This window comes from Stenotrophomonas sp. KH_029, assembly GCF_057839765.1.
Genome location: NZ_CM174498.1, coordinates 3,432,727 through 3,457,288, shown reverse-complemented (window position 1 = coordinate 3,457,288; position 24,562 = coordinate 3,432,727). Strand labels below are relative to the sequence as shown.

The 24,562-nt window shown below is 65.3% G+C and carries 13 protein-coding genes and 1 riboswitch; of the genes, 9 read left to right on the top strand and 4 right to left on the bottom strand.

Going from position 1 to position 24,562, the window contains the following annotated elements:
* Window positions 1-118 precede the first annotated feature (118 nt).
* The 3 genes from AC3ITM_RS15485 to ilvC are packed head-to-tail and all read right to left on the bottom strand — an operon-like array spanning window position 119 to window position 3,158.
* Window positions 119-379, bottom strand: coding sequence for an ACT domain-containing protein (locus AC3ITM_RS15485; RefSeq protein WP_228887316.1), 261 nt, complete (start codon window positions 377-379; stop codon window positions 119-121).
* Window positions 363-2,099, bottom strand: coding sequence for an acetolactate synthase 2 catalytic subunit (ilvG, locus tag AC3ITM_RS15480; RefSeq protein WP_489266259.1), 1,737 nt, complete (start codon window positions 2,097-2,099; stop codon window positions 363-365). Before ilvG ends, AC3ITM_RS15485 begins: the two co-directional genes overlap by 17 nt.
* A 39-nt stretch (window positions 2,100-2,138) precedes the next feature.
* Window positions 2,139-3,158: a ketol-acid reductoisomerase gene (ilvC, locus tag AC3ITM_RS15475; RefSeq protein WP_489270116.1), complete on the bottom strand. Its 1,020-nt coding sequence runs from the start codon at window positions 3,156-3,158 to the stop codon at window positions 2,139-2,141.
* Between the two features lie 609 nt (window positions 3,159-3,767).
* Here ilvC and ggt point away from each other — a divergent pair.
* A complete protein-coding gene (gene ggt / locus AC3ITM_RS15470) occupies window positions 3,768-5,486 on the top strand; it encodes a gamma-glutamyltransferase (RefSeq protein WP_489266257.1) in 1,719 nt (572 codons plus the stop codon).
* A 274-nt stretch (window positions 5,487-5,760) separates the two neighbouring features.
* On the opposite strand, the gene AC3ITM_RS15465 is transcribed toward ggt, so the two are convergent.
* Complete coding sequence (locus tag AC3ITM_RS15465) at window positions 5,761-7,329, bottom strand: BCCT family transporter (RefSeq protein WP_489266255.1); 1,569 nt, start codon at window positions 7,327-7,329, stop codon at window positions 5,761-5,763.
* A gap of 244 nt (window positions 7,330-7,573) precedes the next feature.
* Window positions 7,574-7,675: riboswitch (TPP riboswitch) on the top strand.
* Window positions 7,676-7,812: 137 nt separating this feature from the next.
* Between AC3ITM_RS15465 and thiC the strand changes: the two genes are divergently transcribed.
* The 8 genes from thiC to AC3ITM_RS15425 all read left to right on the top strand — a co-directional run bounded on the left by thiC (window position 7,813) and on the right by AC3ITM_RS15425 (window position 24,423).
* Window positions 7,813-9,690 (top strand): phosphomethylpyrimidine synthase ThiC, encoded by a 1,878-nt coding sequence (gene thiC / locus AC3ITM_RS15460; RefSeq protein WP_489266253.1) that lies wholly within the window; start codon window positions 7,813-7,815, stop codon window positions 9,688-9,690.
* Window positions 9,691-9,787: 97 nt separating this feature from the next.
* Window positions 9,788-10,465: an ion channel gene (locus tag AC3ITM_RS15455; RefSeq protein WP_489266251.1), complete on the top strand. Its 678-nt coding sequence runs from the start codon at window positions 9,788-9,790 to the stop codon at window positions 10,463-10,465.
* A gap of 251 nt (window positions 10,466-10,716) precedes the next feature.
* Entirely contained in the window at window positions 10,717-13,017 is a 2,301-nt protein-coding gene (locus tag AC3ITM_RS15450; protein ID WP_489266249.1) for a winged helix-turn-helix domain-containing protein, read from the top strand.
* Window positions 13,018-13,140: 123 nt separating this feature from the next.
* Window positions 13,141-14,022, top strand: coding sequence for a helix-turn-helix transcriptional regulator (locus tag AC3ITM_RS15445; protein ID WP_489266247.1), 882 nt, complete (start codon window positions 13,141-13,143; stop codon window positions 14,020-14,022).
* A gap of 68 nt (window positions 14,023-14,090) precedes the next feature.
* Window positions 14,091-16,949 carry a TonB-dependent receptor plug domain-containing protein gene (locus AC3ITM_RS15440; RefSeq protein WP_489266245.1) on the top strand — a complete coding sequence of 953 codons (2,859 nt, stop codon included), beginning with the start codon at window positions 14,091-14,093 and terminating at the stop codon, window positions 16,947-16,949.
* A 666-nt stretch (window positions 16,950-17,615) separates the two neighbouring features.
* On the top strand, window positions 17,616-22,979 hold the full coding sequence (locus tag AC3ITM_RS15435) for an RHS repeat protein (RefSeq protein WP_489266243.1): 5,364 nt from the start codon (window positions 17,616-17,618) through the stop codon (window positions 22,977-22,979).
* A 32-nt stretch (window positions 22,980-23,011) separates the two neighbouring features.
* Window positions 23,012-23,926, top strand: coding sequence for an RHS repeat-associated core domain-containing protein (locus AC3ITM_RS15430; RefSeq protein WP_489266241.1), 915 nt, complete (start codon window positions 23,012-23,014; stop codon window positions 23,924-23,926).
* Window positions 23,923-24,423, top strand: coding sequence for a hypothetical protein (locus tag AC3ITM_RS15425; RefSeq protein ID WP_489266239.1), 501 nt, complete (start codon window positions 23,923-23,925; stop codon window positions 24,421-24,423). The genes AC3ITM_RS15430 and AC3ITM_RS15425 overlap by 4 nt, the downstream gene beginning before the upstream one ends.
* Window positions 24,424-24,562: the final 139 nt, after the last annotated feature.

The following is a 24,562-nucleotide window of genomic DNA, read 5'->3' as shown; positions in this document are numbered from 1 at the left end:
TTTGCACATCCCTGTGCTTCGCGGTGCGACCTTGTGCGTCCTGCACGCGCACCACTCGCACATCCATGTGCTTCGAGAAGACCCCTCCGTACCGGCACCGGGACAACGGTGCGGGCGTTCATGCCGATACTCCGGGGCCGGGTTCCAGTGCGCTGATCCGCACCGACACGCAGTCGTAGATTTTCTCGATCTGCCGGCGCAGGGTCTCCGGCGGGCGCGCGCTGTCCACCACCAGTTGCAGGTGCCAGCGGCCGGCGTCGGCGGCGTTGGGCGCGCCGGCGATCGCGCGCGGGGCGAAGCCGCGGCGTTCGGCCATGCCGATCACGCGCAGCAGCGCGCCTTCGGCCGGGGTCAGCACCAGGTCAAGCCGGTATTGCATTGGGGAACTCCTGGGACTGGTGTGCGGGGTTGCTGTCCAGCATGGTGCTGTTGGCGGTGTTGGGTGGTACCAGCGGCCACACGTTGGCGCGCGCATCGATGCCCACGTGCAGCAGCGCCGGGCCGGGCTGGGCCAGCAGTGCGGCCAGGCCCCCTTCAACATCGTCGCGCGTGTCGATGCGGGTGGCCGGAATGCCGAACACCTGCGCCAGCGCCGCGAAATCGGGGTTGTCGGACAGGTCGATCTCGCTGTACCGCTCGGCGAAGAACAGCTCCTGCCACTGGCGCACCATGCCCAGCGAACTGTTATCCAGCAGCACGATCTTCACCGGCAGGCGGCAGCGGGCGATGGTGACCAGCTCCTGCACGTTCATCATGAAGCTGCCGTCGCCGGAGACCAGTACCACGGTGCGGTCGGGGCAGGCGAACTGCGCGCCCATCGCTGCCGGCAGGCCAAAGCCCATGGTACCCAGGGCGCCGCTGGTCAGGTGGTTGCGCGGGTGGTTGAAACGGCAGTGCTGGGCCACCCACATCTGATGCTGGCCGACGTCGCAGGCGATGATCGCGTCGCTCGGGGCCAGCTCGCTCAGGCGCTTGAGCAGCGCCGGCGCATAGATGTGCTTGCCCGGCGCGTCGTAGCGCGCGGCGAAGCGTTCGCGGTGGCCGCTGCAGCGTTTGCGCCAGCCGTCCTGGGCCGGGGTGGGCGTGTCGCAGGCGGCGGTCAACGCGCGCAACGCGCTGCCCACGTTGCCCGGCACCGCCACATCGGCGGTACGCAGCTTGGAGATTTCATACGCATCGGCGTCGATGTGGATGACCCGTGCAAACGGGGCGAACTCGTTCAACTTGCCGGTGGCGCGGTCGTCGAAGCGCGCACCCACCACCACCAGCAGGTCGCTTTCCTGCACGGCCATGTTGGCCGCGCGGGTGCCATGCATGCCCAGCATGCCCAGGTAGTGCGGGTGCTGCGCGGGCAGCGCACCCAGCCCGCGCAGGGTCAGCACGGTGGGAATCGCACTGGCGTCGACGAAGGCACGGAAGTCCTCGACCGCATCGCCCAGGGCGACCCCGCCACCGGCATAGACCACTGGCTTTTCAGCCGTGGCGATCGCCGCGATCGCCTGCGCGATGGCGTCCGCCTGTGGTGCCGGCGGCGGGTTCACCGCCTGCGGAACATGCGCAGGCAGGTGCGAGGCATCGGCGATCTGCACATCCTTGGGCAGGTCGATCAGCACCGGCCCGGGCCGCCCTTCGCGGGCGATCCGGAACGCCTCGGCGACCACCCGCGGCAGGTCCTCGACACGGCGCACCAGCCAACTGTGCTTGACGATCGGCAGGGTCAGCCCGAACACGTCCAGTTCCTGGAACGCGTCGGTGCCCAGCAGCGGGGTGGCGACCTGGCCGGTGATGCAGACCATCGGTACCGAGTCCAGCATCGCATCGGCGATGCCGGTGACCAGGTTGGACGCGCCGGGTCCGGACGTGGCCACGCAGACGCCGACGTGGCCGCTGGCGCGCGCATAGCCGTTGGCGGCCAGGGCCGCGCCCTGTTCGTGGCGGACCAGGATGTGCTTCAACCCGGAATCCACCAGGGCGTCGTAGAACGGCATGATGGTGCCGCCCGGATAGCCGAACAGCGTGTGCACGCCTTCGGCTTCCAGGGCCTGCGTCAACCAGCGTGCGCCGTTGCGGGGCGCGCTGCTGTGGGCGGAGGTGTTCATGCGGTGACCTTTACGAAAGCGGGTGGGGGAGCCGCGCAGTTACGCGGCTTGACTTTGCAACCAGACCATCTTGGCGCGCAGTTCCTTGCCTACCTTCTCGATCGGGTGCTCCAGGTCGGCCTGCTTGAACTTGTTGTAGTTCGGCAGGCCCGCTTCGTATTCGGCCACCCAGTTCTTGGTGAAGGTGCCGTTCTGGATGTCGGTCAGCACGTCCTTCATGCGCGCCTTGGTGCCGGCGTCGATCACCCGCGGGCCGCTGACGTAGTCGCCGTACTGGGCGGTTTCGGAGATGAATTCCAGCATGCGGGTGATGCCGCCTTCGTAGAACAGGTCCACGATCAGCTTCAGTTCGTGCAGCACTTCGTAGTAGGCGATTTCCGGCTGGTAGCCGGCTTCCACCAGGGTCTCGAAGCCGGCCTGGACCAGAGCCGAGGCACCGCCGCACAGCACGGCCTGCTCGCCGAACAGGTCGGTCTCGGTTTCTTCCTTGAAGGTGGTCTGGATCAGGTTGGCGCGCGCGCCGCCCAGGCCGGCGGCGTAGGCCAGCGCGAACTCGGCCGCCTTGCCGCTCTTGTCCTGGTAGACCGCCCAGATGCACGGCACGCCGCGGCCGATCTCGTATTCGCGGCGGACCAGCGCGCCCGGGCCCTTGGGCGCCACCAGCACCACGTCCAGGTCATCGCGCGGCTTGATCATGTCGAAGTGCACGTTCAGGCCGTGCGCGAACAGCAGTACCGCGCCCTGTTTCATATTGGGTGCGAGCACGTCTTCATAGAGCTTCTTCTGCACCATGTCCGGGGTCAGCACGGCGACCAGGTCGGCGTCCTTGACCGCCTCGGCCGGGGCCTTGACGGTGAAGCCGTCGGCCTGTGCCTTGACTTCGGTGGGGCCGCCCGGGCGCAGCCCGACGACGACATCGAAGCCGGATTCACGCAGGTTCAGCGCGTGCGCGCGGCCCTGGCTACCGTAGCCGACAACGGCGATCTTGATCTGGGGCAGGTCGTTGGTGCTCATGGGGGAGGTCCTTTGGCGGAAAGAAAAAAAGTGGCCGACGGTCAGCGACGCGTCGGCCAGTCAGGGGAAGCGGTGGCATGCGCCGTGCCACGACCGCAGGCACCGGCCGTGCAGGCGGTGGGCATCGAAGCAGTGGTGGCGGGAGGGCGGTTCATGGCGGCAGGGGGCAGTCGAAAGGGGGAGGGGAGGAATGCAGGGGCTCTGAAACGAAAAAACCCGCACCTGGGTGGGTGCGGGTTTTGATGGATACCTGGCAGTCTTGCTTACACGCCGGTCCGTCCCGCACCTGTTGGTTGGGTAATAAGTACGAGGACGAGAAGCGAACGGATCGAGGCGCCGCCGGTGTCGGCGTGCTGGATGGATTCGCGGGTGGCTGTGCGCTGCAACATGAGATCGAGAAAACCACAGGCGTTTTGGCGCTGTCAACCCTGGCGGCCAGATTTCCGACAGTTTCGCCTGCATCCAGCGCAAAGCCTCGCCACGCAAGGATGGTTGCGGTTGAAATCGTTACGGTGAACCCGAATTCACTATTTTGGCGCGGCGTTCTGCGCGGATTCCGGGCCGCCCCGTGCGCCTGGCATGACCATTGTCGGATGTCATCGGGGGCGCGGTGCGGCCACTATCGGGGGGCTACCCTCCATCAGGAACCACCCCGTGTCCCGACATCTTGCCCGCGGCCTGCTTGCCGCCGCCGTGCTGTGTGCCCTGCCGATCGCCGCGATCGGTGCCGACCGCATCACCGGCCATCCCTTCGCCACCCGTTCGGAGGTGATCGCCCCGCACGCGATGGCGGCCACCTCCCAGCCACTGGCCACCCAGATCGCACTGGATGTGATGAAGTCCGGCGGCTCGGCGGTGGACGCGGCGATCGCCGCCAACGCGGCGCTGGGGCTGATGGAGCCGACCGGCAACGGGATCGGCGGGGACCTGTTCGCCATCGTGTGGGACCCCAAGACGCAGAAGCTGTACGGCTACAACGGCTCGGGCCGCTCGCCGAAGTCGCTGACCCTGGCCGAGTTCCAGCGCCGCGGGCTGAAGGAGATCCCGGCCACCGGCCCACTGCCGGTGTCGGTACCCGGCGCGGTAGATGGCTGGTTCGCGCTGCACGAACGCTTCGGCCGCAAGCCGATGGCCGACAACCTGGCCCCGGCGATCGGCTATGCGCGGCAGGGCCACCCGGTCGCCGAGGTGATCGCCTACTACTGGGATCGCTCGGTGCCCAAGCTGTCCAAGTACCCCGGCTTCACGGAACAGTTCACCGTCGACGGCCACGCCCCGCGCAAGGGGCAGATGTGGAAGAACCCGAACCTGGCCAACACCCTGGAGCAGATCGCGCGCGGTGGCCGCGATGCGTTCTACAAGGGCGATATCGCCCGCACCATCGACAGTTATTTCAAGGCCAACGGCGGCTACCTGAGCTATGAGGACCTGGCCAGCCACCATGGTGAGTGGGTCGAGCCGGTGAGCAGCAACTACCGTGGCTATGACGTCTGGGAACTGCCGCCCAACAGCCAGGGCATCGCCGCGCTGCAGATCCTCAACGTGCTGGAAGGCTACGACTTCTCCAAGATCGCCTTCGGCTCGCCCGAACACGTGCACCTGTTCGTGGAGGCCAAGAAGCTGGCCTTCGCCGACCGTGCGCGCTTCTACACCGACCCGGCGTTCCACCCGGCGCCGGTGCAGAAGCTGGTGTCCAAGGCCTATGCGGCCGAGCGGCGCAAGCTGATCTCGATGGACAAGGCGCTGCGCGAAGTGCAGCCGGGCACGCCGAAGCAGCTGCAGGAAGGCGACACGATCTACCTCACCGTGGCCGACGCGGACGGGATGATGGTGTCGCTGATCCAGTCCAACTACCGCGGCATGGGCAGCGGCATGGCACCGCCGGGGCTGGGCTTCATCCTGCAGGACCGCGGCGAGATGTTCGTGCTGCGCAAGGACCACCCGAACGGCTATGCGCCGGGCAAGCGCCCGTTCCAGACCATCATCCCGGCCTTTGTGACCAAGGATGGCAAGCCGTGGATGAGTTTCGGGGTGATGGGCGGGGCGATGCAGCCGCAGGGGCATGCGCAGATCGTGATGAACATGGTCGACTTCGGCATGAACCTGCAGGAGGCCGGCGATGCACCACGTATCCAGCACGAGGGCTCGACCGAACCCACCGGACAGGCCACGGCGATGAGCGATGGCGGTGAGGTCAACCTGGAAACGGGCTTCCCGTACGAAACGGTGCGCGCGCTGATGCGCAAGGGCCATCGGGTGGTGTTTGCCGATGGTCCGTATGGCGGCTACCAGGCGATCCTGCGCGACCCGGACACCGGGGTGTACTACGGGGCGTCGGAGAGCCGCAAGGACGGGCAGGCGGCGGGGTACTGAGCAGGAGCAGCTGCGAAGCGTTCTGCATTTGCCTGGTTTGGGCCGGCGTGGGTGGGGGTGCGGGACACGCCGTAAACCCTTCCTTGGGGGCTTGGCGAAAACTTGCTCGCATGCGCGTTCCTGCGCATCCGGCAAGGCCAGGGTTGGGCGTCCTGCCCAACCCGTCCGGCGCATGCGCCGGACCCATGTTTTCGACAGTCCCGCACCCGCACCCACCCCGACCCTCAAGCCGACAACAGCGAAGCGACCGCTCTTAGAATAAAGAGCGAAAATCTCAAGGTGCCCGAGCAGCCTCGTCCCGTGTCTCTTCCTGCGCGGCAATCTCGCGTTCGATCCAGGCATCCATCATCCGCCGCGCGCGCTGCGCACGGCGGCGCTGCAGCGCGTATTCCATGTCCAGCACCCGGTACAGCGACCACATCACCAGCAGCATCAGCAGCGCGAATGGCAACGCCGCGATCGTGATCATGCCCTGCAGGGCGGTCAGCCCGCCGGCCAGCAGCAGCACCCCGGCAATCAACGCGATCGCCACGCCCCACACCATGCGCCGCGCCAGCGGCGGGTCGCCGGCTTCCTCGGTGGACATCGTGGCCAACACCAGCACCGCCGAATCGGCCGAGGTCACGAAGAAGATCATCAACAGCACCAGCGCGATCACCGACAGCACCATCGGCATCGGCAGGCTGTCGAACATGGTGAACAACACCGTCTCATAGCCATTGCCCAGCGCCTGGGCCAGGTCCACATGGCCGAAGATCTGCGACCACAGCGCCGTGCCGCCAAACACCGAGAACCACACAAAGCCGAGCACGCTGGGGGCGATCACCACGCCCAGCACGAACTCGCGGATGCTGCGCCCGCGCGATACGCGCGCAATGAACGAGCCCACGAACGGCGCCCAGGCGATCCACCACGCCCAGTAGAAGATCGTCCAGTCCGCCACCCAGGTACTGCCCGAGAACGGCGACATGCGCAGGCTCATCGTCACCAGCGAATTGAGGTAGGACCCGATCGTGGTGGTGAACGTGTCGAAGATGAAACCGGTCGGCCCCAGCACCAGGATCAGCGCCAGCAGCAACGCCGCCAGGCCCAGGTTGAAGTTGGACAGCCACTTGATGCCGCGGTTCACCCCGCTGGTGGTGGAAGCCATGTACAGCACGAACGCCACCACGATGATGGTCAGCTGCACCGGCACCGTCGAGCGGATGCCGAATACCCGTTCCACGCCGGCGGCGATCTGGATCGTGCCGAAGCCCAGCGTGGTGGCCACGCCGATCGCGGTGGCCACCACCGCCGCCACGTTGACCACCGTTCCCATCCAGCCACGGTGGTGGGCGCCGATGATCGGCTGCAGCAGGTCGCTGATCAGCCCGCGCCCATTGCGGTTGAACTGGAACCAGGCCATCGCCAGCCCGATCAGCGCATAGATCGCCCACGGATGCAGGCCCCAATGGAAGAATGCATAGCGCATCGAGGCGCGCGCTGCTTCCATGCTCTGTGGCGCCAACCCTTCCGGTGGCTTGATGAAATGCGAGATCGGCTCGGCCGCCCCCCAGAACACCAGGCCGATGCCCATCCCGGCGGCGAACAGCATCGACATCCAGCTGGCGTTGGAAAAATCCGGTTCGGCCTCTTCGCCGCCGATGCGCAGGCTGCCGAAGCGGCCGAACGCCAGGTACATCAGGAACGACAAGGTGATGAACACCACCAGCAGGTACATCCAGCCGGTACTGCGGATCACCGTGGTCAAGCCACTCTGGACCACGTCGTTGAAGGGGCCGGGCGCGATGCCGGCGATCAGCACCAATGCGATGATCAGTGCGATGGAAATACGAAACACCATAAAGGAGTTTCTCCGTACAAAAGGGGCGAGCGAATGCCTGCCGTCTCCAGCACCACCAACCGGCGCTGGGGCGAATCAAGCCGGTCGATGCCGGACAATGCGGAACTCCTGGGCGGCAGGCCACTACCGTGCCGCGCCGCACCATTCTAGTCGATTCACCGTCAGCAGCCTTTCACGTGCAGCGATGCCGCGGCATCCAGGCGCAGCCGCGCACGCCAATGGCGCCGCCGTTGTGGTCTAATTCGCCCCGAAGCGGGGGTACCTGGTCCATCTGGGCCGGGTTGAGACAGTCCCATCGAACCTGATCCGGTTGATACCGGCGTAGGGAAGCTTCGCAACTGCCGATGTATTGCGCCGCAGGGCCCCCGTGCCCGCAGACCGCCCGCAATCCCTCGGCCGTGCGCCGCCGTTTCGTCCCTCCCAACACGAACCCTCCGCTAGCGGCCGTACCGCCAGTTGCCGGGTTCAACCAGGACGATACCGATGAACGCAGCGCTTTCCACCTTGCAGCAGCAGGCCCAGCAACTCTCCGAGTCGGTCACCCGGCCCATTCCCGGTTCGCGCAAGATCCACGTCCAGGGCACGCGCAGCGACCTGCAGGTGCCGATGCGCGAAATCGTGCTGACCCGCACGCCCACCCTGTTCGGCGGCGAAGAGAACGCTCCGGTGACCGTGTACGACACCTCCGGCCCGTATACCGATCCGCAGGCACGCATCGATCTGGCGGCCGGGCTGCCGGCACTGCGCGCGGCCTGGGTCGCCGAGCGCGGCGACACCGAAATACTGCAGGGCCCCAGTTCGGCGTTCGGCCGCGCGCGCGATGCCGACCCGCGGCTGGACGCGGTGCGCTTCCCGGCACGCAGCGCGCGGCGCCGCGCCGTGGCCGGTGCCAACGTCACCCAGATGCATTACGCCCGCCGCGGCATCGTCACCCCGGAAATGGAGTTCGTGGCGATCCGCGAGAACCAGCGGCTGCAGGCCGTGCGTGACGCGGCGCTGCTGCAGCAGCACCCCGGCCAGGCGTTCGGCGCGTCGATCCCGGCCCTGATCACCGCCGAATTCGTCCGCGATGAAATCGCCCGCGGCCGCGCCATTCTGCCCAACAACATCAACCATCCCGAATCCGAGCCGATGATCATCGGCCGCAACTTCCTGACCAAGATCAACGCCAACATCGGCAACAGCGCGCTGTCCTCGGGCATCGCCGAGGAAGTGGAGAAGCTGGTCTGGGCGATCCGATGGGGCGCCGACAACGTGATGGACCTGTCCACCGGCAGGCACATCCACGAAACCCGCGAGTGGATCGTGCGCAACTCGCCGGTGCCGATCGGTACCGTGCCGATCTACCAGGCGCTGGAGAAGGTCGATGGCCGCGCCGAGGAACTGACCTGGGAGATCTTCCGCGACACCCTGGTTGAACAGGCCGAGCAGGGCGTGGACTATTTCACCATCCATGCCGGCGTGCTGTTGCGCTACGTGCCGCTCACCGCCAAGCGGGTCACTGGCATCGTCTCGCGCGGGGGCAGCATCATGGCCAAGTGGTGCCTGGCCCACCACAGGGAAAACTTCCTCTACACCCACTTCGAGGACATCTGCGAGATCATGAAGGCCTACGACGTGGCCTTCTCGCTGGGCGACGGCCTGCGCCCGGGCTGCATCGCCGATGCCAATGACGCCGCGCAGTTCGGCGAGCTGGAGACGCTGGGCGAGCTGACCCGCATCGCCTGGACGCACGATGTGCAGACCATGGTCGAAGGCCCCGGCCATGTGCCGATGCAGTTGATCAAGGAAAACATGGACAAGCAGCTGCGCGAGTGCGGCGAGGCGCCGTTCTACACGCTGGGGCCGCTGACCACCGACATCGCACCGGGTTATGACCACATCACCAGCGCGATCGGTGCGGCGATGATCGGCTGGTACGGCACGGCGATGCTCTGCTATGTCACCCCCAAGGAACACCTGGGCCTGCCCAACCGCCAGGACGTGCGCGACGGCATCATGGCCTACCGCATCGCCGCGCATGCCTCCGACCTGGCCAAGGGCCACCCCGGCGCGCAGGTGCGCGACAACGCATTGAGCAAGGCGCGCTTCGAGTTCCGCTGGGAAGACCAGTTCCACCTTGGCCTGGATCCGGAGAAGGCCAGGGAATTCCACGATGAAACCCTGCCCAAGGACGCGCACAAGCTGGCCCACTTCTGCTCGATGTGCGGGCCGCACTTCTGTTCGATGAAGATCACCCAGGACGTGCGCGACTATGCCGCCGGACAGGACGCGCAGGCGCAGGCCGCGATCGCGGCGGGCATGGCCGAAAAGTCGGCCGAATTCCGCCAGCTCGGCGCCGAGGTCTACCGCCCGCAGTGAGCACGGCGCCGGGGCGGCACCGCGCCGTCCCGGCATGCTCATCCAGCCGTGGCGTGTTCCGCGATAAGCTCGGCGGCGACCGCATGGGGGAACCGGCATGGCGATAGCACGTACCACCAAATGGCTGGCCATCGCCCGCCGCCATCCCTCGGCGTGGTTGTTGGGGGTGCAACTGCTGGGCGTGCTGCTGTACCCGGCGATGGACGAGGCCGGGGCCAGTGGCGCGCTGTTCGGGGCGTTCGGCATCGCCGTGCTCGGCTTGGCCTTGTGGGTGGCGCGGCGCAGCCCGCTGGGGATCGGGCTGGCCCTGCTGCTGGCGATCCCGGCGGTGGCGTGTTCGGTCAGCGGCGCCCTGCTGGGCCGGCCCGGGCTCACCACCGCCGCCCAACTGCTGGAGTGCCTGCTGTATTTCTATACCGCCGGTAGCTTGACCGCCTACATGCTGCAGGACCACAAGGTCACCCGCGATGAACTGTTCGCCGCCGGTGCCACCTTCACCTTGCTGGCCTGGGCGTTCGCCTTCGCCTTCGCGGTCTGCCAGCAGTGGTACCCGGGCAGTTTCCTCGCCACCAGCGAGAGCGAATTGCGCACCTGGATGGAGCTGCTTTATCTCAGCTTCAGCTTGTTGTCGGGGGTGGGGTTGAGCGATGTGGTGCCCGTGCATCCGCAGGCCCGCGCGCTGGTAATGCTGGAACAGTTCGCAGGCGTGATGTATGTGGCCCTGGTGGTGTCGCGTCTGGTCGGATTGACCATGCTGCGGCGTGAACGAAACTGAATCGCAGATAAAAAATTCGCGCCCGAAGGCGCGAATGGTGACGTCATTTATGTGAATTCGTCGGCGAGAGAGAGCCTGGTGTCGTCCACGCGCACAGGCGCGGTTAACCGGCATAGGCTAGTATTCGCGCGCTTCAGTGTTTTTGCGCTTTGCGCTGATGCCTTGTGCGGAATCTGGCGGTTCGTTCGATCGGTGGTTGATTGCGATGAATGCTGCGTTCCCGTTGTTCTGCATTCACTCGTATCACCGGAATGATCAGCATCGATAGTGGGCCACCTTCAGCCGATCAGCTCAGGATCGGCGATTGCACCGTTACCTTGTCCTCGCGTGAGGTCATGGCGCCCGGTGCGCGTCGTCCGCGCCGGCTCACGCCCAAGGCGCTGGGCGTACTGAAGGCCCTGCTGCGTTGCCCCGGCACGGTGGTGACCCGCGAGGAACTGTTCGCCGAGGTGTGGCCCGATACATTGCCCACCAACGACGTGCTGACCCAGGCGGTGACCCAGTTGCGCAAGGCCTTCGCCAGCGACGACGAGGCCGGCACCGCCTACATCGAAACCATCGCCAAGACCGGCTACCGCCTGCTGGTGCCGGTGCGGGTGGTGGAACTGGATCCGGGCGCACCTGCTGCGGTTGCGGTCGAGCCGGATGCGGCAACGGCTGCCGCGACGGCCGGGGCGGTGCCGGCGACCGCGCGCGTGCGCTGGCGGCGGATCCGTCGGCATGTGCTGCTGCTGGTCGGGCTGGGCATGCTGGTGGCGCTGCTGGTGATGGCCGCACTGCTGCTGCAGCGGCCCTCGGCGGCGGTGGCGTCCAGCGGCGTGCTCGAGGACGGCAGCCGGGTGGTGGGCAGCCCGCAGCGCCCCTACCGCCTGATCACCGCCACCGCCGGCTTTGAGACCTATCCGACCTTGTCCCCGGATGGTTCGCAGGTGGCCTATGAGGCCGACAGCACCACACGCAAGGGCAGCACGATCAAGGTCCAGACCTCGGGCAATGCGCCGGCACGGCCGCTGACCGACACCCCCGACGGTGCCTCGGACCGCTTCCCGAACTGGTCGCCCGATGGCCGCGAGATCGCCTTCGCGCGCTTTGCCGCCGACGGCGCCTGCGAAGTGCTGATCGCCAGCGCCACCGGCGGCGCGGTGCGCCACCTCACCCGCTGCGATGGCACCGAGCTGCTCAGTTTCGATTGGACCCCCGACGGCCGCGGCCTGCTGTTCGGGTCGCTGGCCGGGCGCTTTGCCCACCGTGGCATCCGCATCCTGGACATCGCCAGCGGGCAATGGCGCGCGCTGGCCTATACCGTGGCCGAGGACAGTTTCGACTATGCGCCGCGCTACTCGCCCGACGGGCGCTGGATCGTGTTCGTGCGCAACCCGCAGATCGGCGATCTGTGGCGGCTGCCGGCGCAGGGGGGCGTGCCGGAGCAGTTGACCGACGATTCGGCCGAGATCCGTGGCTGGGCTTGGCGCGGCGACAGCCGCCACATCGTGTTCGGCCGCCGCGTGGACAGCGAAGCGCGCCTGTATGAGCTCGACACGCAGACCCGCATGCTGCGCGATGTCGGCATCGACGATGCGCAGTCGCCGGCGGTGTCGCGGCACAACGACATGCTCGCCTTCGTGCACCGCAAGGCGCAGTTCGGCCTGTTCCGGGTGCCGCTGGAGCAGGGCCATCCGGGCACGCCCGAGCGCCTGTTCGCCTCCAATGGCCGCGATGGGCAGCCGATGCTGGCCCCGGACGGCCGGCAACTGGTGTTCACCTCCGACCGCTCCGGCAACTACGGGCTGTGGTGGGCCGACCTGGCCCGCCCCGAGTCGCTGCGTCCGGTCGAAGGGTTGCGCCCGGAAACCCGGCAGGCGGCCGACTGGTCGGCCGACAGCACCCGGTTGCTGGTCTCCGGCCGCGATGCGCAGGCCCGGCCGGTGATCTACGAAGTATCCCCGCGCGATGACTTGGTGGTGCCGCTGCCGGTGCCCGTGGCGCAGCCGTTGCAGGCGCTGTACGCCGGCGATGCCGCGCACGTGCTGGTGGTCGAGCGCGATGCCAGCGAACGCATGCGGTTGCTGCTGTTCGACCGCCGCGACAGCCCCTGGCGCCTGTTGGGCAGCATCGACGGGGTCTCGCAGGCACGCTTCGACCCGGCCGCGCAGCGCGTACTGTTCACCCGGCTGTCGGCCGGTGGGCTGTGGTCGGCCGATGCGTTGCTGGACCCCGGCAGCATCCGCCAGGTCAGCGGGGACCGGCCGTCGCGCTGGCGCTACCGGACCTGGGCGGTGGCCCGCAATGGCAGCGTCGATTACCTGTCCAACCGTGCCGATTGCGCCACCTTGTTCTCGCGCCTCACCCCCGGTGCGGGGCCTGCCGAGTACTGCCTGGATGCCGACCGGTTGAGTGCGGGCAATGGATTCAGTGCGCAGCCCGACGGCAATGCGCTGTACCTGACACTGGCGGTGGCCGACGGTGCCGACATCGGCGTGATGCCGCTGGCCCAGGCCCCGGCCCCGGTCTTCTCGGCCGCAGCCAAGGCGCTGTTTTTCAAGGGAAAATAAGCGTCGTCTTTCCTTCGTACCGGCCTCGTGTCGAATTCGGAGGAATCTCGTAGGTAATTCCTGACCCGGCTCGCCCGATTTGGCAAAACGTTTGCCCAGCAACGGCAAACACACGGTGCAGTCATGCGTCAGCTCTCCCTGGCCGATCGCGGTCAATCGCTCTCCCTGGACAAGATCGTCGACGACGGACCACTGCCCACCTGCCTGGGCGTGGCCCGGCTCGGCAGCCTGCAGACCGCCGGCAGCACCTTCACCGTGTGGATGCAGCTGCGTGGCAGCGCCTGGGTGGAATCCAAGGAAGGCCGCTTCCGCCTGCGCCAGCGCGAATGGATCGCCTTCGAGAAGGAATCCAGGCCGATGATCCAGGCCGGCCGCGATGGCCTGTGCATCGGCCTGAGCCTGACCCCCGAAGCCCTGCGCGCGCTGGGCGAACTGGTCGACAGCAGCCTGTATGCCGGCCGCGGCAGCATGAGCCGCGGCGAAGTGCGGGTGGCGTTGCGGTTGTGGCGCGATGCCCTGGCCAGCGGCCAGCCGGCGCAGGCGCTGCGCCCGGTGCTGCTGCACCTGGCCTCGCTGCAGCACGGGATGGCCATCGGCGTGCAGCGTTGCCCGGGCCGTTCGCGGGTGCGCAAGCGCCAGGTGTTCGGCCGCATGCAGCGTGCGCGCCTGTACCTGGAAGGCAACAGCCACCGCGTGGTGCGCATCGGCGAACTGGCCGAGCTGACCAACTTCTCCAGCTGGTACCTGTCCAAAACCTTCCAGAGCCTGTATGAAGAAAGCCCGCAGTCGTTGTCGGCGCGGCTGCGCCTGGAGCGCGCGGCCGACCTGCTGCGTGACACCGACATGATGATCGGCGAAGTAGCCGCTGCGAGTGGATTTGACAACTGCTGCAGCTTTGCACGGGCGTTTCGGGCCCGTTACGGGCAGTCTGCGTCAGGCTTCCGCCAGACCGCTGGAATGCTCCCGCCAAAGTCGGCAAAGCCTTCGGTGGCTTCCCGCAAATAATTAACTGCAACGCAATCGTAACTTTCCGAGGCGGTTTAACACGCTACTAACGTACCTCGGAGAGATAAATGAATTTTCGTACTCCTGCCGTGCGGCTGGGCCTCCTGCCCGCCGGCATCGCCCTGGCGCTGGCGCCGAGCTTTGTCTCGGCGCAGGAAGCTGCCTCTGGCACCACTGACCTGGATCGCATCTCGGTCACCGGCTCGCGTATCCGCGGCGCCAACATGGAAACCCAGCAGCCGATCCTGACGATGACCCGCGAATCCCTGGAAAAGCAGGGTTTCTCGAACGTCGCTGACGTGCTGAACAACCTCACCTCGGCCGGTTCCCCGGCCATCTCGCGTTCGGAGTCGCTGGCTTCGGGCGAGAACGTGGGCGGCTACTACGTCGACATCCGCAACCTGGGCGCCCAGCGCACCCTGGTGCTGATGAACGGCAAGCGCCTGGGTGCCTCCACCTCCGGCCTGCAGGATCTGAGCCAGATCCCGATGTCGGCTGTCGAGCGCATCGAGATCCTGAAGGACGGCGCGTCCTCGATCTACGGTTCGGACGCCATCGCCGGCGTGGTCAACGTGATCACCCGCAAGAACATCGACGGTGGCGAAGCCAGCGTCCGCGTTGGCCAGTACGGCAACGGCGACGGTGACGAGCAGCAGTACTCGATGACCCTCGGCGCCAAGGGCGAGCGCGGCAGCCTGACCCTGTCGGCCGAATACTCCAAGCAGGATCCGGTGTGGGCCAAGGACCGCTGGTACAGCCGTGACGGCGCGCTGGGTCCGAACTCCACCAGCGACGACTGGAGCCCGGTCAGCCACAACGGCAGCTGGTGCAACCCGCTGCTGTTCGATTGCGCACGCACCTCCAAGACGGCGGTGTACCAGACCCTTAATCCGGGCGGCAATCCGAACAACCCCAATGACTACCATGAGCTGACCCCTGACGAGTACGCCAACGCCAACCAGCAGATGACCCTGCTGACCGGTGTCGAGCGCAAGTCGGTGTACATCAATGGTACCTACGACTTCACCGATTCGATCAGCCTGAACACCGACCTGCTCTACAACGAGCGTCAGACGTTCCAGCAGATCTCCGGCTACCCGTACCAGTCCAACGCGTCCAACATCAACACCCCGCTGTCCGGTTCGAGCGCGTTCAATCCGGTTGGTCAGGACGTCAGCTTCCGTCGTCGCCTGTGGGAAGTGCCGCGCACCACCGACAGCCAGCTGAAGACCCTGCGCTTCGCGCCGACCATCAGCGGCTTCTTCGAAGTGGCTGACAAGACCTTCGATTGGGACGTTGGCGCCCTGTGGAACCGCAATGAGTCGATCAAGACCCAGCGCGGTGACATGAGCCTGATCGGTTCGCGTCAGGCGCTCGGCCCGTCGTACATCGACGCTGGTGGCGTGGCCCGTTGCGGCACCGCAGCCAATCCGATCCTGGGCGACTGCCGTCCGTGGAACCCGCTGCTGCCGTACGGCGTCTCGGGCCAGGGTTCGCTGGCCGACCAGGAGCTGCAGGACTTCCTGTTCCCGACCTTCACCACCCGTGGCCTGACCAAGACCACCAGCTTCACCGCCAACCTGTCGGGCTCGATCGTGACCCTGCCGGCCGGTGACCTGGGCTTTGCCATGGGCGTTGAGCACCGCAAGGAAGAAGGCAGCTACACGCCGGACGCCTTCGCGCAGTCCGGTCAGTCGACCGGCCTGGGCCAGAAGCCGACCCGCGGCGAGTACGATCTGAACGAGGTCTACCTCGAGCTGAACGTGCCGATCCTGGCGGACATGGCGTTCGCCAAGGAACTGACCCTGAACGTGGCCAGCCGCTATTCGGATTACAGCAACTTCGGCGGCACCACCAACAGCAAGTTCGGCCTGACCTGGCGTCCGATGGACGAGCTGCTGGTCCGCGGCACCTACGCCGAGGGCTTCCGCGCTCCGACCATCAGCGACCTGTACGGTGGCCTGAGCTCGAGCTTCGAGTCGTACATCGACCCGTGCGGTGCTACCGCGCCGGGCAGCGTTGCCGGCAACGGCCCGTGCTCGACTGCTGGCGTTCCGGCCGACTACGTGCAGATCGGCCAGGGCAACAAGGTCTGCTCGACCCTGCCGTGCCAGTCCGGTGACCAGTTCATCTCGGGTGCCAACCCGAACCTGAAGCCGGAAACCTCCAAGAGCAAGACCGTCGGTCTGGTCTGGAGCCCGCGTTGGGTGCAGGGCCTTGACGTCTCGCTGGATTGGTACCGCTACGAGATCAGCGACATGATCATCGAAGACAGCGTCGACCGTATCCTGCGTGACTGCTACGTGCTGGGCAACAGCGCACGTTGCGAAAACGTCGTGCGTGCCAACGATGGTCACGTCAGCGCCGTCACCTACGGTACCGCCAACCTCGGCAAGATGATTACCGAAGGTTACGACCTGGGCATCAAGTACCGCCTGCCGGAACTGGCGATCGGTCAGTTCAGCATCGACTGGCAGACCAGCTATCTGTCCAAGTACGACGAAGCCAATCAGAACAGTGCCGGCGACGAAATCATGGTTGGCAAGGTCGGCCAGTCGGGCGACACCACGCTGTTCCGCGTGCGTTCGAACCTGGGCGTCAACTGGGCGATGGGTGACTTCGGTGTCAACTACACCGCGCGTTACTACTCGGGCCTGAGCGAATCGTGCATCTCGATCGGCTGCACCGACCCGGATCGTTACGCCAATGGCGAAGCGGCCCCGCTGCGCAAGACCGGCTCCAACACCTTCCATGACCTGCAGGTCAGCTGGAAGGCGCCGTGGGACGCCACCATCGCCCTGGGCGCGAACAATGTGTTCGACCACAAGGGCCCGCTGATGTACTCGGCGCCGAACTCGAGCTTCGCCTACTACGGTGGCTTCGATATCGGCCGCTTCCTGTACATGAAGTACACCCAGCGCTTCTGATCGATCGAAGTGTTGCAGCAATACCAAGGAGGGCGGACCGCAAGGTCCGCCCTCTTTCTTTTGGCGCTTCGCCGATTGCTGGACCACAGCAGATCAAAGCCCGCGTGCGCGCCAGCCGGTAGTGCCGGCCGCTGGCCGGATGCTCTTGCCTTTGCGGTTGCCACGGCCATTGCCATTGCACGCAATGCCGGGTTCTGCCCGGCTGCTGTTGCACTTCCACCATCCCCACCACCGCTGATCTGCCGCAGCCAGGCAAATGGGTGAAGAACGTCCCGTTCTGGCTACCCGCCGCAGCCCGTGCCAACGGCAACCGGCAGCGGCTATGAAGGCCCTGCCGCTAGCGACTCAAACCAGCACAACAGCATGAAAAGAGTTGATGGCGACGCTGCGTGACGCTGTTTGTCTGTTGGGATTCTTGAGGTTGCAGCCAACTTAAAAGTCCGACATCAACTTCAGATTTTTCCGTAGATAAAATCCAAAAAATCTTTCATCCCAATGCGGCGTCTTCCGATGCGATCACCGCCACCTGATTGCTAGCGTGCAACTCAGGCAACGGCGTGGCCGGTGCGTCCAGCGTGGGGGCTTGGAATGGATGGCGATCGCAGCAAGATGTCATGCCGCCGCAGCGAGGGTGGGGTGGGCAGGGTGTCTGCATGGCGTTGGTGGATGTTGTGGAGTGCCTTGCTGGCGGTGAGTCCTGCGGTTGTTGCGCAGGGATTGACGCCATTGATGCCCTATCAAGAACACGCAAAGAAAATCCGATCAGCGCAGGAAGTCGCGCCGCTGACCTCCGACCTGTTCGGCGATTCCATAAGCCAGTACAACGGTGCGACGGAATTCTCCATCGTCGACGTCGATCTACCCGGCAATAACGCGCTGCCGGTCCAGGTAAAGCGTCGCTTCAAGATCGAGCCTCGTACCGACCTGGAGAATTTCGGCGGATTCGGGGTGTGGGATCTGGATATCCCTTATATCTACGGCAACTTCGACGGACAGGTGAAATGGAGCGAGTGGAACACCGCCGTTCCCAACCCTCGTCGTTGCACCGGCAGCTGGTACCCGCCGATACCCTATCCACCGTTCGACATTGGCGACTTCTACTCGGGAATCCGCATCCATCTGCCCGGCATGGGCGACCGGGATCTGTTGAGGGCCGACTCCCGTAATCCCCATCGCCCCACCGATGGGGCCAGCTATCCGTATGTCGCGCAGGACTTCACCAGCGTGACCTGCGTAACGGGTACCACCAACGGCTACCCCGGCGAGGGCTTCGTGGTGGTCACCTCCGATGGAACGCGCTACACCCTCAATGCCGGTCGCGAGCGTCGTGGCGGCATGCTGTCCAAATATTTGGTGACGTCGATCGGGGCCAACCTCCGCACCCGTGGGCGTACCCAGGTGTTTCTGATGGCCAGCCGGGTCGAAGACCGCCATGGCAACTGGGTCAACTATCACTACAGCGGCGACCAGCTGGCCACCATCGAAGCCAGCGACGGGCGGCGTATCGACCTGAGCTACAGCGGCAACACTATCACCCAGGTGACCGCACATGGGCGGACCTGGCGCTACGCGTACACGCCGATCAAGTTCGGCCTGAACCTGCAGAATCACCTGTTGACCAGGGTCACGCGCCCGGATGGCTCCGCCTGGCAGTACGGGTACGAAGACACCGACGGCTGCACCGGAGTGGGCATGGGCTGTCCGGGCATGCTCGGTCCTGAATATCACCAGTTGGACATCAACACCGTCAACGACCGTACCTGTCCGGAGCCGTTTCCGGCAGAAGATCGCTTCACATTCACCGCGACGCATCCCTCGGGCGCAACCGGGCGCTTCCGCTTTGGATACCATCGAAAGCACCGCACTGGTGTGCCGAGCGGCAGTTGCATTGGCAGGTCGATCCCGTTCTCGCCGCTGTTCGAGTACACCCTGCAGACCCCGGACTATTTCGACCTCTACTCGATTCACGACAAGACCCTTTCCGGCCCTGGTGTGCCTGAGCAGACATGGTCGTACGGATCCAATGGCCCGCAGTGCCGCCACGGCGACCAATGCCCTGATCGCAAGACCACCCGCATCTGGCAGCCCGACGGCTCGATCATCGAACAGGTGTTTGGCATCCGTTATGGCGTCAATGACGGAAAATTGCTGGAATCGCGCACCCTGACTGCCGACGGCAGCGTGCTTCGTTCCGAGGCGACCACCTACGTCAGCAACGAAGACGCGCCGGCGCAGCCCTTCCCGGATATCTATGGCACCAGCTACTACGGTCCCGACGACCCGATGGCGGTGCGACTGCGCCCGGCAAAACAAACCACCATCCAGCAAGATGGCGTCAGCTTCCAGCGCACGGTGACCGCTTTCGATGCACTGGCCCGCCCACTTCAGGTCACCAAGGCCAGCAGCCTGGACTATGGTCGCTACCTGCGTGGCGAGGCCACCACCTATCACGACAACACGGCAAGGTGGGTGTTGGGCCAGGTCCGCACGCTGACCCAGACTGATCCATCCCCGGCAGTGCAGGTCGCGCAGACCTACTACGACACAGCCGACCGGCCCTGGCGGCAGTACCGGTTTGGCTTGTTGCAGCAGACCTTGGGCTACAACGCGGACGGCACCGTGGCCACCGTGCAGGACGGCAATGGCAATGTCACCACGCTGTCGGCGTGGAAGCGCGGTGTCCCGCAGTCGATCCGGCATGCCGACGGCAGCGTGCAGGCTGCAAGCGTGGACGATCATGGCTGGATTCGCACAGTGACCGACGAAAACGGTTATGCCACCGGCTACGACTATGATCCGGCCGGACGCCTGACCCGCATCGATTATCCGGACAACGACAGCGGCGCCTGGCAGCCGACGCTGTCCCATTTCAGCCGGTCCGCAGCAGCGGGGTACGGCCTGCCTGCCGGCCACTGGCAGCAGACGGTCAGCACCGGTAGCGGCCGCCAGGTCACCTACTTCGATGCATTCTGGCGGCCGGTGGTCGAGGAACGCTTCGACGCCGCCGATCCGGGCGGTACCGTGAGCCAGACCGTGCATCGTTACGACCTGCTCGGGCGCAAGGTGTTCCAGTCCTATCCATTGCGTGGGCTGGGTTCGCATGCCGATGCGGTCGGCGGTACGCGCACGGCTTTCGATACCTTGGGCCGGGTGACGCGGCAGGAGCAGGACAGCGAACTGGGACCGCTGGTCACCACCACCGAGTACCTGGCAGGTTTCCGGCAGCGGAGCACAGATCCGCGAGGCCAGACGACCACCACGGCCTACCAGGCCTACGACCAGCCCGGCACGGAGTGGCCGGTTTCCATAGCTCATCCGGAGGGCAGCTTCACCGATATCGTCCGCGATCCCTTTGGCCTCCCGGTTTCGATGCGTCGCCGCAATGCCGACAGCACCGTGGCGGTGACCCGGCACTACGTCTATGACCAGTATCGGCGGCTGTGCAAGAGCATCGAGCCGGAGAGCGCGGCCACCGTGATGGACTACGACGCATCCGGAAACACGCTCTGGTTGGCGGCCGGGCTGAGCCTGACCGATCCGGCGCAATGCAATACCGCGCAGGCGGCCGGCTCGGGCCGTGCGGTACAGCGGCGCTACGATGCCCGCAATCGGCTGGTCGCCATGCTGTTTCCGGATGGCAACGGCGACCAGCAGTGGAGCTACTGGCCAGATGGGCAGGTCCAGGCCATCACCACCCACAACGACGCCATTGCGGTCACCAACACCTACGGCTACAACAAGCGCCGCATGCTGACCGGCGAAAGCGTGGCGCAGGCCGACGGCGCGAGCTGGGCCGTCGGCTATGGCTACACCGCCACCGGTGGACTGGCCGAGCACGTCTATCCCTCGGGGCGCCGCATCGATTACGCGCCCAATGCGCTGGGACAGCCAACCCGGGCCGGCGCCTTCGCCACCGACGTGCGCTATTTCCCCAACGGTGCCATGGCGCGCTTCACCTACGGCAATGGCGTGGTGCATACCCTGCAGCAGAACGCGCGCGGCTTGCCCGAGCGCAGTCGCGATGCCGGCGGCGAGGCGGTGCTGGATGACAGCTACGATTATGACGGCAATGGCAATGTGGCCGCCATCAGCGACGGCCTGCCCGGCAACCGCGGCAATCGGGACATGCACTACGACGGTCTGGACCGGCTGACCGCCACCACCTCGCCGATGTTCGACACGGCGCGCTACCGCTATGACGCGCTGGACAATCTGCAGGCGGTCCAGATTGCAGGCCGCGACCACGCCTATTACTACGACGCGCGCAACCGCCTGACCAATATCATGCAGGCCGATGACGGGGCCACCGTGGTCGGCCTGGACTACGACGATCAGGGCAATCTGGCCAGCAAAAATGGGCAGGCCTACCGGTTCGACGCAGGCAATCGGCTGCGCGAAGCGGTGGATCAGGAGCGCTACCGCTACGACGGCCACGGGCGCCGTATCCAGGCCGACCATCCCACACTCGGCAGCATCACTTCCATGTACGGGCAGGACGGGGTGCTGCGCACCCAGCACGACACGCGTCAGGCCCGGTCCATCGACTACATCCTGCTCAATGGCAGCCAGGTCGCCCAGGTCGAAGGCCTGATCGTGGCTGCAGCCCCCACGCTTACGCTGCCCGGTTACAGCACCGATGGCCGTTACAGCGTCCAATGGAGCGCGGTCACCGGTGCGGCCAGCTATGAACTGCAGGAATCTGACGCGGATACGCCCTGGCAGACGGTCTTTTCCGGCAGCGGGCGGGAGTACGCGGCAAGCGGCAAGCCGCAGGGGCATTACAGCTACCGGGTCCGCAGCTGCAATGCCGCAGGCTGCGGCCATTGGAGTGCAACCGCCGCCATCTTCGTCGGACGCCCGCCAAGCCCACCGTCGGCTATCGACGTACCGGCAATCGGAGTCAGCGGCAACTACCGGATACGCTGGCAGCCCCCGATGCCGCGCGAGACCGGCCCCACCCGCTATGTGCTGCAGGAAGCCGGTGCCGGCACTGCATGGACCGGCCAGTACGACGGCTCCGCGCTGGAGCATACCTTCACTGGCAAGCCGGCCGGCACGTATCGCTACCGCGTCATGGCCTGCAACCCCTATGGCTGTAGCACATACCTGGAGGGCGACAACGCGCTGCAGGTGATCTACCCGCCGCCGATTCCGGATGGCTTGACCGGCCCGGCGGAAAGCCTGACCGGCAGCATCACGCTGCAGTGGGTCGCCAGCACAGGCGCCGCCAGCTATCAGTTGGAAGAAGCCTTCAACGGTGGCAGCTGGACGCAGGTGCACAACGACGCCACGACCCAGATCACCCTCAGCGGTCGCCAGACCGGCACCTACCAGTATCGGGCCCTGGCCTGCAACAACGTCGGCTGCAGTGCGCCATCGGCAGCGCATGCGGTGGCAGTCACCGTTCCACCCCCCATTGCTCCAGCCCTGAGTGTTCCATCCAGCAACACAACGGGGAGTTTCGAGGTGGCGTGGGACGCGCTGGCGCATGTGACCTACTACCAGTTGCAGGAACACCGCGACGGAGCCGCCAACCTGATCCATGAGGGGGGCGAGCGCACCAAGGCGGTCGCCGGAAGAAGCTCTGGTACCTGGGGCTACAGTGTGCGCGGCTGCAACCGGGCCGGCTGCGGTCCGTACTCCAGCCAGGCCCTCGTGCAGGTGCTGCGGATTCCGGATGTGCCGGCCATCACGTTGTCGACCAAGCTGCAAACCAGCCATCCCCCGATCAAGATCGCCTGCCAGGTGAGCTGGACCCCCATTCCATACGCGGACCGCTACCAGTTGTACGCCCACGCCAATGGGCAGCTCTACCAGCAGCAGTACGACGGCCCGAACGCCTCCGCCGGCGGGCTGTGGCTGAACAATCAGCCGCCGTACTCGGCGCAATGCGCACCTGGACATGTAGTGCGCGCCTGCAATGCCAGCGGCTGCTCGGCCTGGTCCGCGCCGGTCACGCAACGCGTGGATATCGTGCCCACCGACCCCGGTGGCGGCGGCATCCCGATCAGAGCAGGGCAGCAGCCATGAACGCGCGCTGGAAGGCCCCACTCGCGTGCCTGATGTTGCTGTTCGCCAGTGCTGCGGCGCAAGCATCGGTGCAAGACACGCTGCAGGAAACGGTCAAGTACATCCATACCGACGCGCTGGGTTCCATCGTCGCGATCACCGATGCCAACGGCCAGGTGATCGAGCGTCGCGAGTACGAACCATACGGTGCGCAGCTGCTCCCGGAGCTGCAGGACGGGCCAGGTTACACAGGGCATGTGCAGGATGCGACTACTGGTCTGGTCTACATGCAGCAGCGTTACTACGATCCGCAGATCGGGCGCTTTCTAAGCTTGGATCCGGTAGAGGAAGACCGGGATAGCGGGGACAACTTCAATCGATACTGGTATGCCAGGAACAGCCCGTACAGGTTTACCGATCCGGATGGCCGTCAGGCGTGCAGGGTTGGAACGATATGCTCAAACAATCCGTTCGAAGGTGATCCATTCAAACGATATTCATTCTCTGGCGGAGGAGTAGCTGCACTTCGGACCTCAGCAAGAAGCGGATTGGACACCGGGGACTTGACTCGTGCAATGTCGGTGGATCCTGCTCCCAACGTAAAGCTTCGGGATGGTGTCCAGCTGAAGGATGACTTTGTGCGAAATGATCTTCAGGCATTGAGTAATAGTTTGGGTGGTAAGGATATAGATGTGATCAGTGGCTACAGAAGCCAGGAGAGGCAGGACGGCTTGATTCGAGATAATAACCCGAGGGCGGCTAGGTCGAGTCAGCATACGAATGGTAGAGCTGCGGATATAAAGGTTGTTGGAATTTCGCAGCGAGATCTCGGCGTGGCGGCATATCGGTTTGGTCGATTTGAAAGGGTCAATGTATACAGTTCTTCTGCCGCAGGCGTGCATGTTGACTACATGGATGTCGGCGAAGGGACGCAGCTATATCGGGACTGGGCGAGGGCCAGGCCATGAATATTTGGCGAGTAGTTCTTCTGTTCGCTTGCACTCTTGCATCTGGTCTTGTGCATGCTGGTGACATTAAATTCTGCGTTCGGCCCGGCGAATCGTTGGAGCGCATGTGGAGCCAGTGTGCAGCGGTCAGGCCGATCACCGAGTACACGGAGGAAGGGGGGGCGACGTCTTATGTCGTGTCGGCAGGAGCATATACAGCCACCGTGGTTCCCTATGGTGGAATTGTCGATGTAGTTAGATTCAGTCAGCATCCTCTGCCAGTTGCAGGTGTGAGGATCGGTGACCGCTTTTCGAAGATTCGACAGAATCATAGGGAAATGGAGCTCGTCTTTCACTGGGAGGAGGGCGGGCACTTGGCGCTTCGTGACAGCGTTGGTGGCGTGTTTATTGTCTTTGATCTAAATGGAATTCCGGACGATTGGAGTCCTGAAATTGGTAGCGAGAGTGCTTTGGCCACGGCAAGGGTAGTCGCCGTTTATTGGGGCGAGCGCAAGTGATTTCTGCTCCGTAATCAAAAAGCGAGTCCTGCGCAAGGGGTCGGGTGTTTTGCGCAGGCGGAGCTCGGCCGTCCCTTCAAGCGATGAAGCGTGATGGTCGGAGAAGAGTTGGTTAGAGGGCTGAAGAGCAAAGGCATCG

Excerpts from the sequence above, each read along its gene's own strand:
- AC3ITM_RS15485 (WP_228887316.1), bottom strand. The coding sequence starts at position 379 with ATGCAATACCGGCTTGACCTGGTGCTGACCCCGGCCGAAGGCGCGCTG.
- ilvG (WP_489266259.1), bottom strand. The coding sequence starts at position 2,099 with ATGAACACCTCCGCCCACAGCAGCGCGCCCCGCAACGGCGCACGCTGG.
- AC3ITM_RS15465 (WP_489266255.1), bottom strand. The coding sequence starts at position 7,329 with ATGGTGTTTCGTATTTCCATCGCACTGATCATCGCATTGGTGCTGATC.
- thiC (WP_489266253.1), top strand. The coding sequence starts at position 7,813 with ATGAACGCAGCGCTTTCCACCTTGCAGCAGCAGGCCCAGCAACTCTCC.
- AC3ITM_RS15455 (WP_489266251.1), top strand. The coding sequence starts at position 9,788 with ATGGCGATAGCACGTACCACCAAATGGCTGGCCATCGCCCGCCGCCAT.
- AC3ITM_RS15450 (WP_489266249.1), top strand. The coding sequence starts at position 10,717 with ATGATCAGCATCGATAGTGGGCCACCTTCAGCCGATCAGCTCAGGATC.
- AC3ITM_RS15445 (WP_489266247.1), top strand. The coding sequence starts at position 13,141 with ATGCGTCAGCTCTCCCTGGCCGATCGCGGTCAATCGCTCTCCCTGGAC.
- AC3ITM_RS15440 (WP_489266245.1), top strand. The coding sequence starts at position 14,091 with ATGAATTTTCGTACTCCTGCCGTGCGGCTGGGCCTCCTGCCCGCCGGC.
- AC3ITM_RS15435 (WP_489266243.1), top strand. The coding sequence starts at position 17,616 with ATGTTGTGGAGTGCCTTGCTGGCGGTGAGTCCTGCGGTTGTTGCGCAG.
- AC3ITM_RS15430 (WP_489266241.1), top strand. The coding sequence starts at position 23,012 with ATGTTGCTGTTCGCCAGTGCTGCGGCGCAAGCATCGGTGCAAGACACG.
- AC3ITM_RS15425 (WP_489266239.1), top strand. The coding sequence starts at position 23,923 with ATGAATATTTGGCGAGTAGTTCTTCTGTTCGCTTGCACTCTTGCATCT.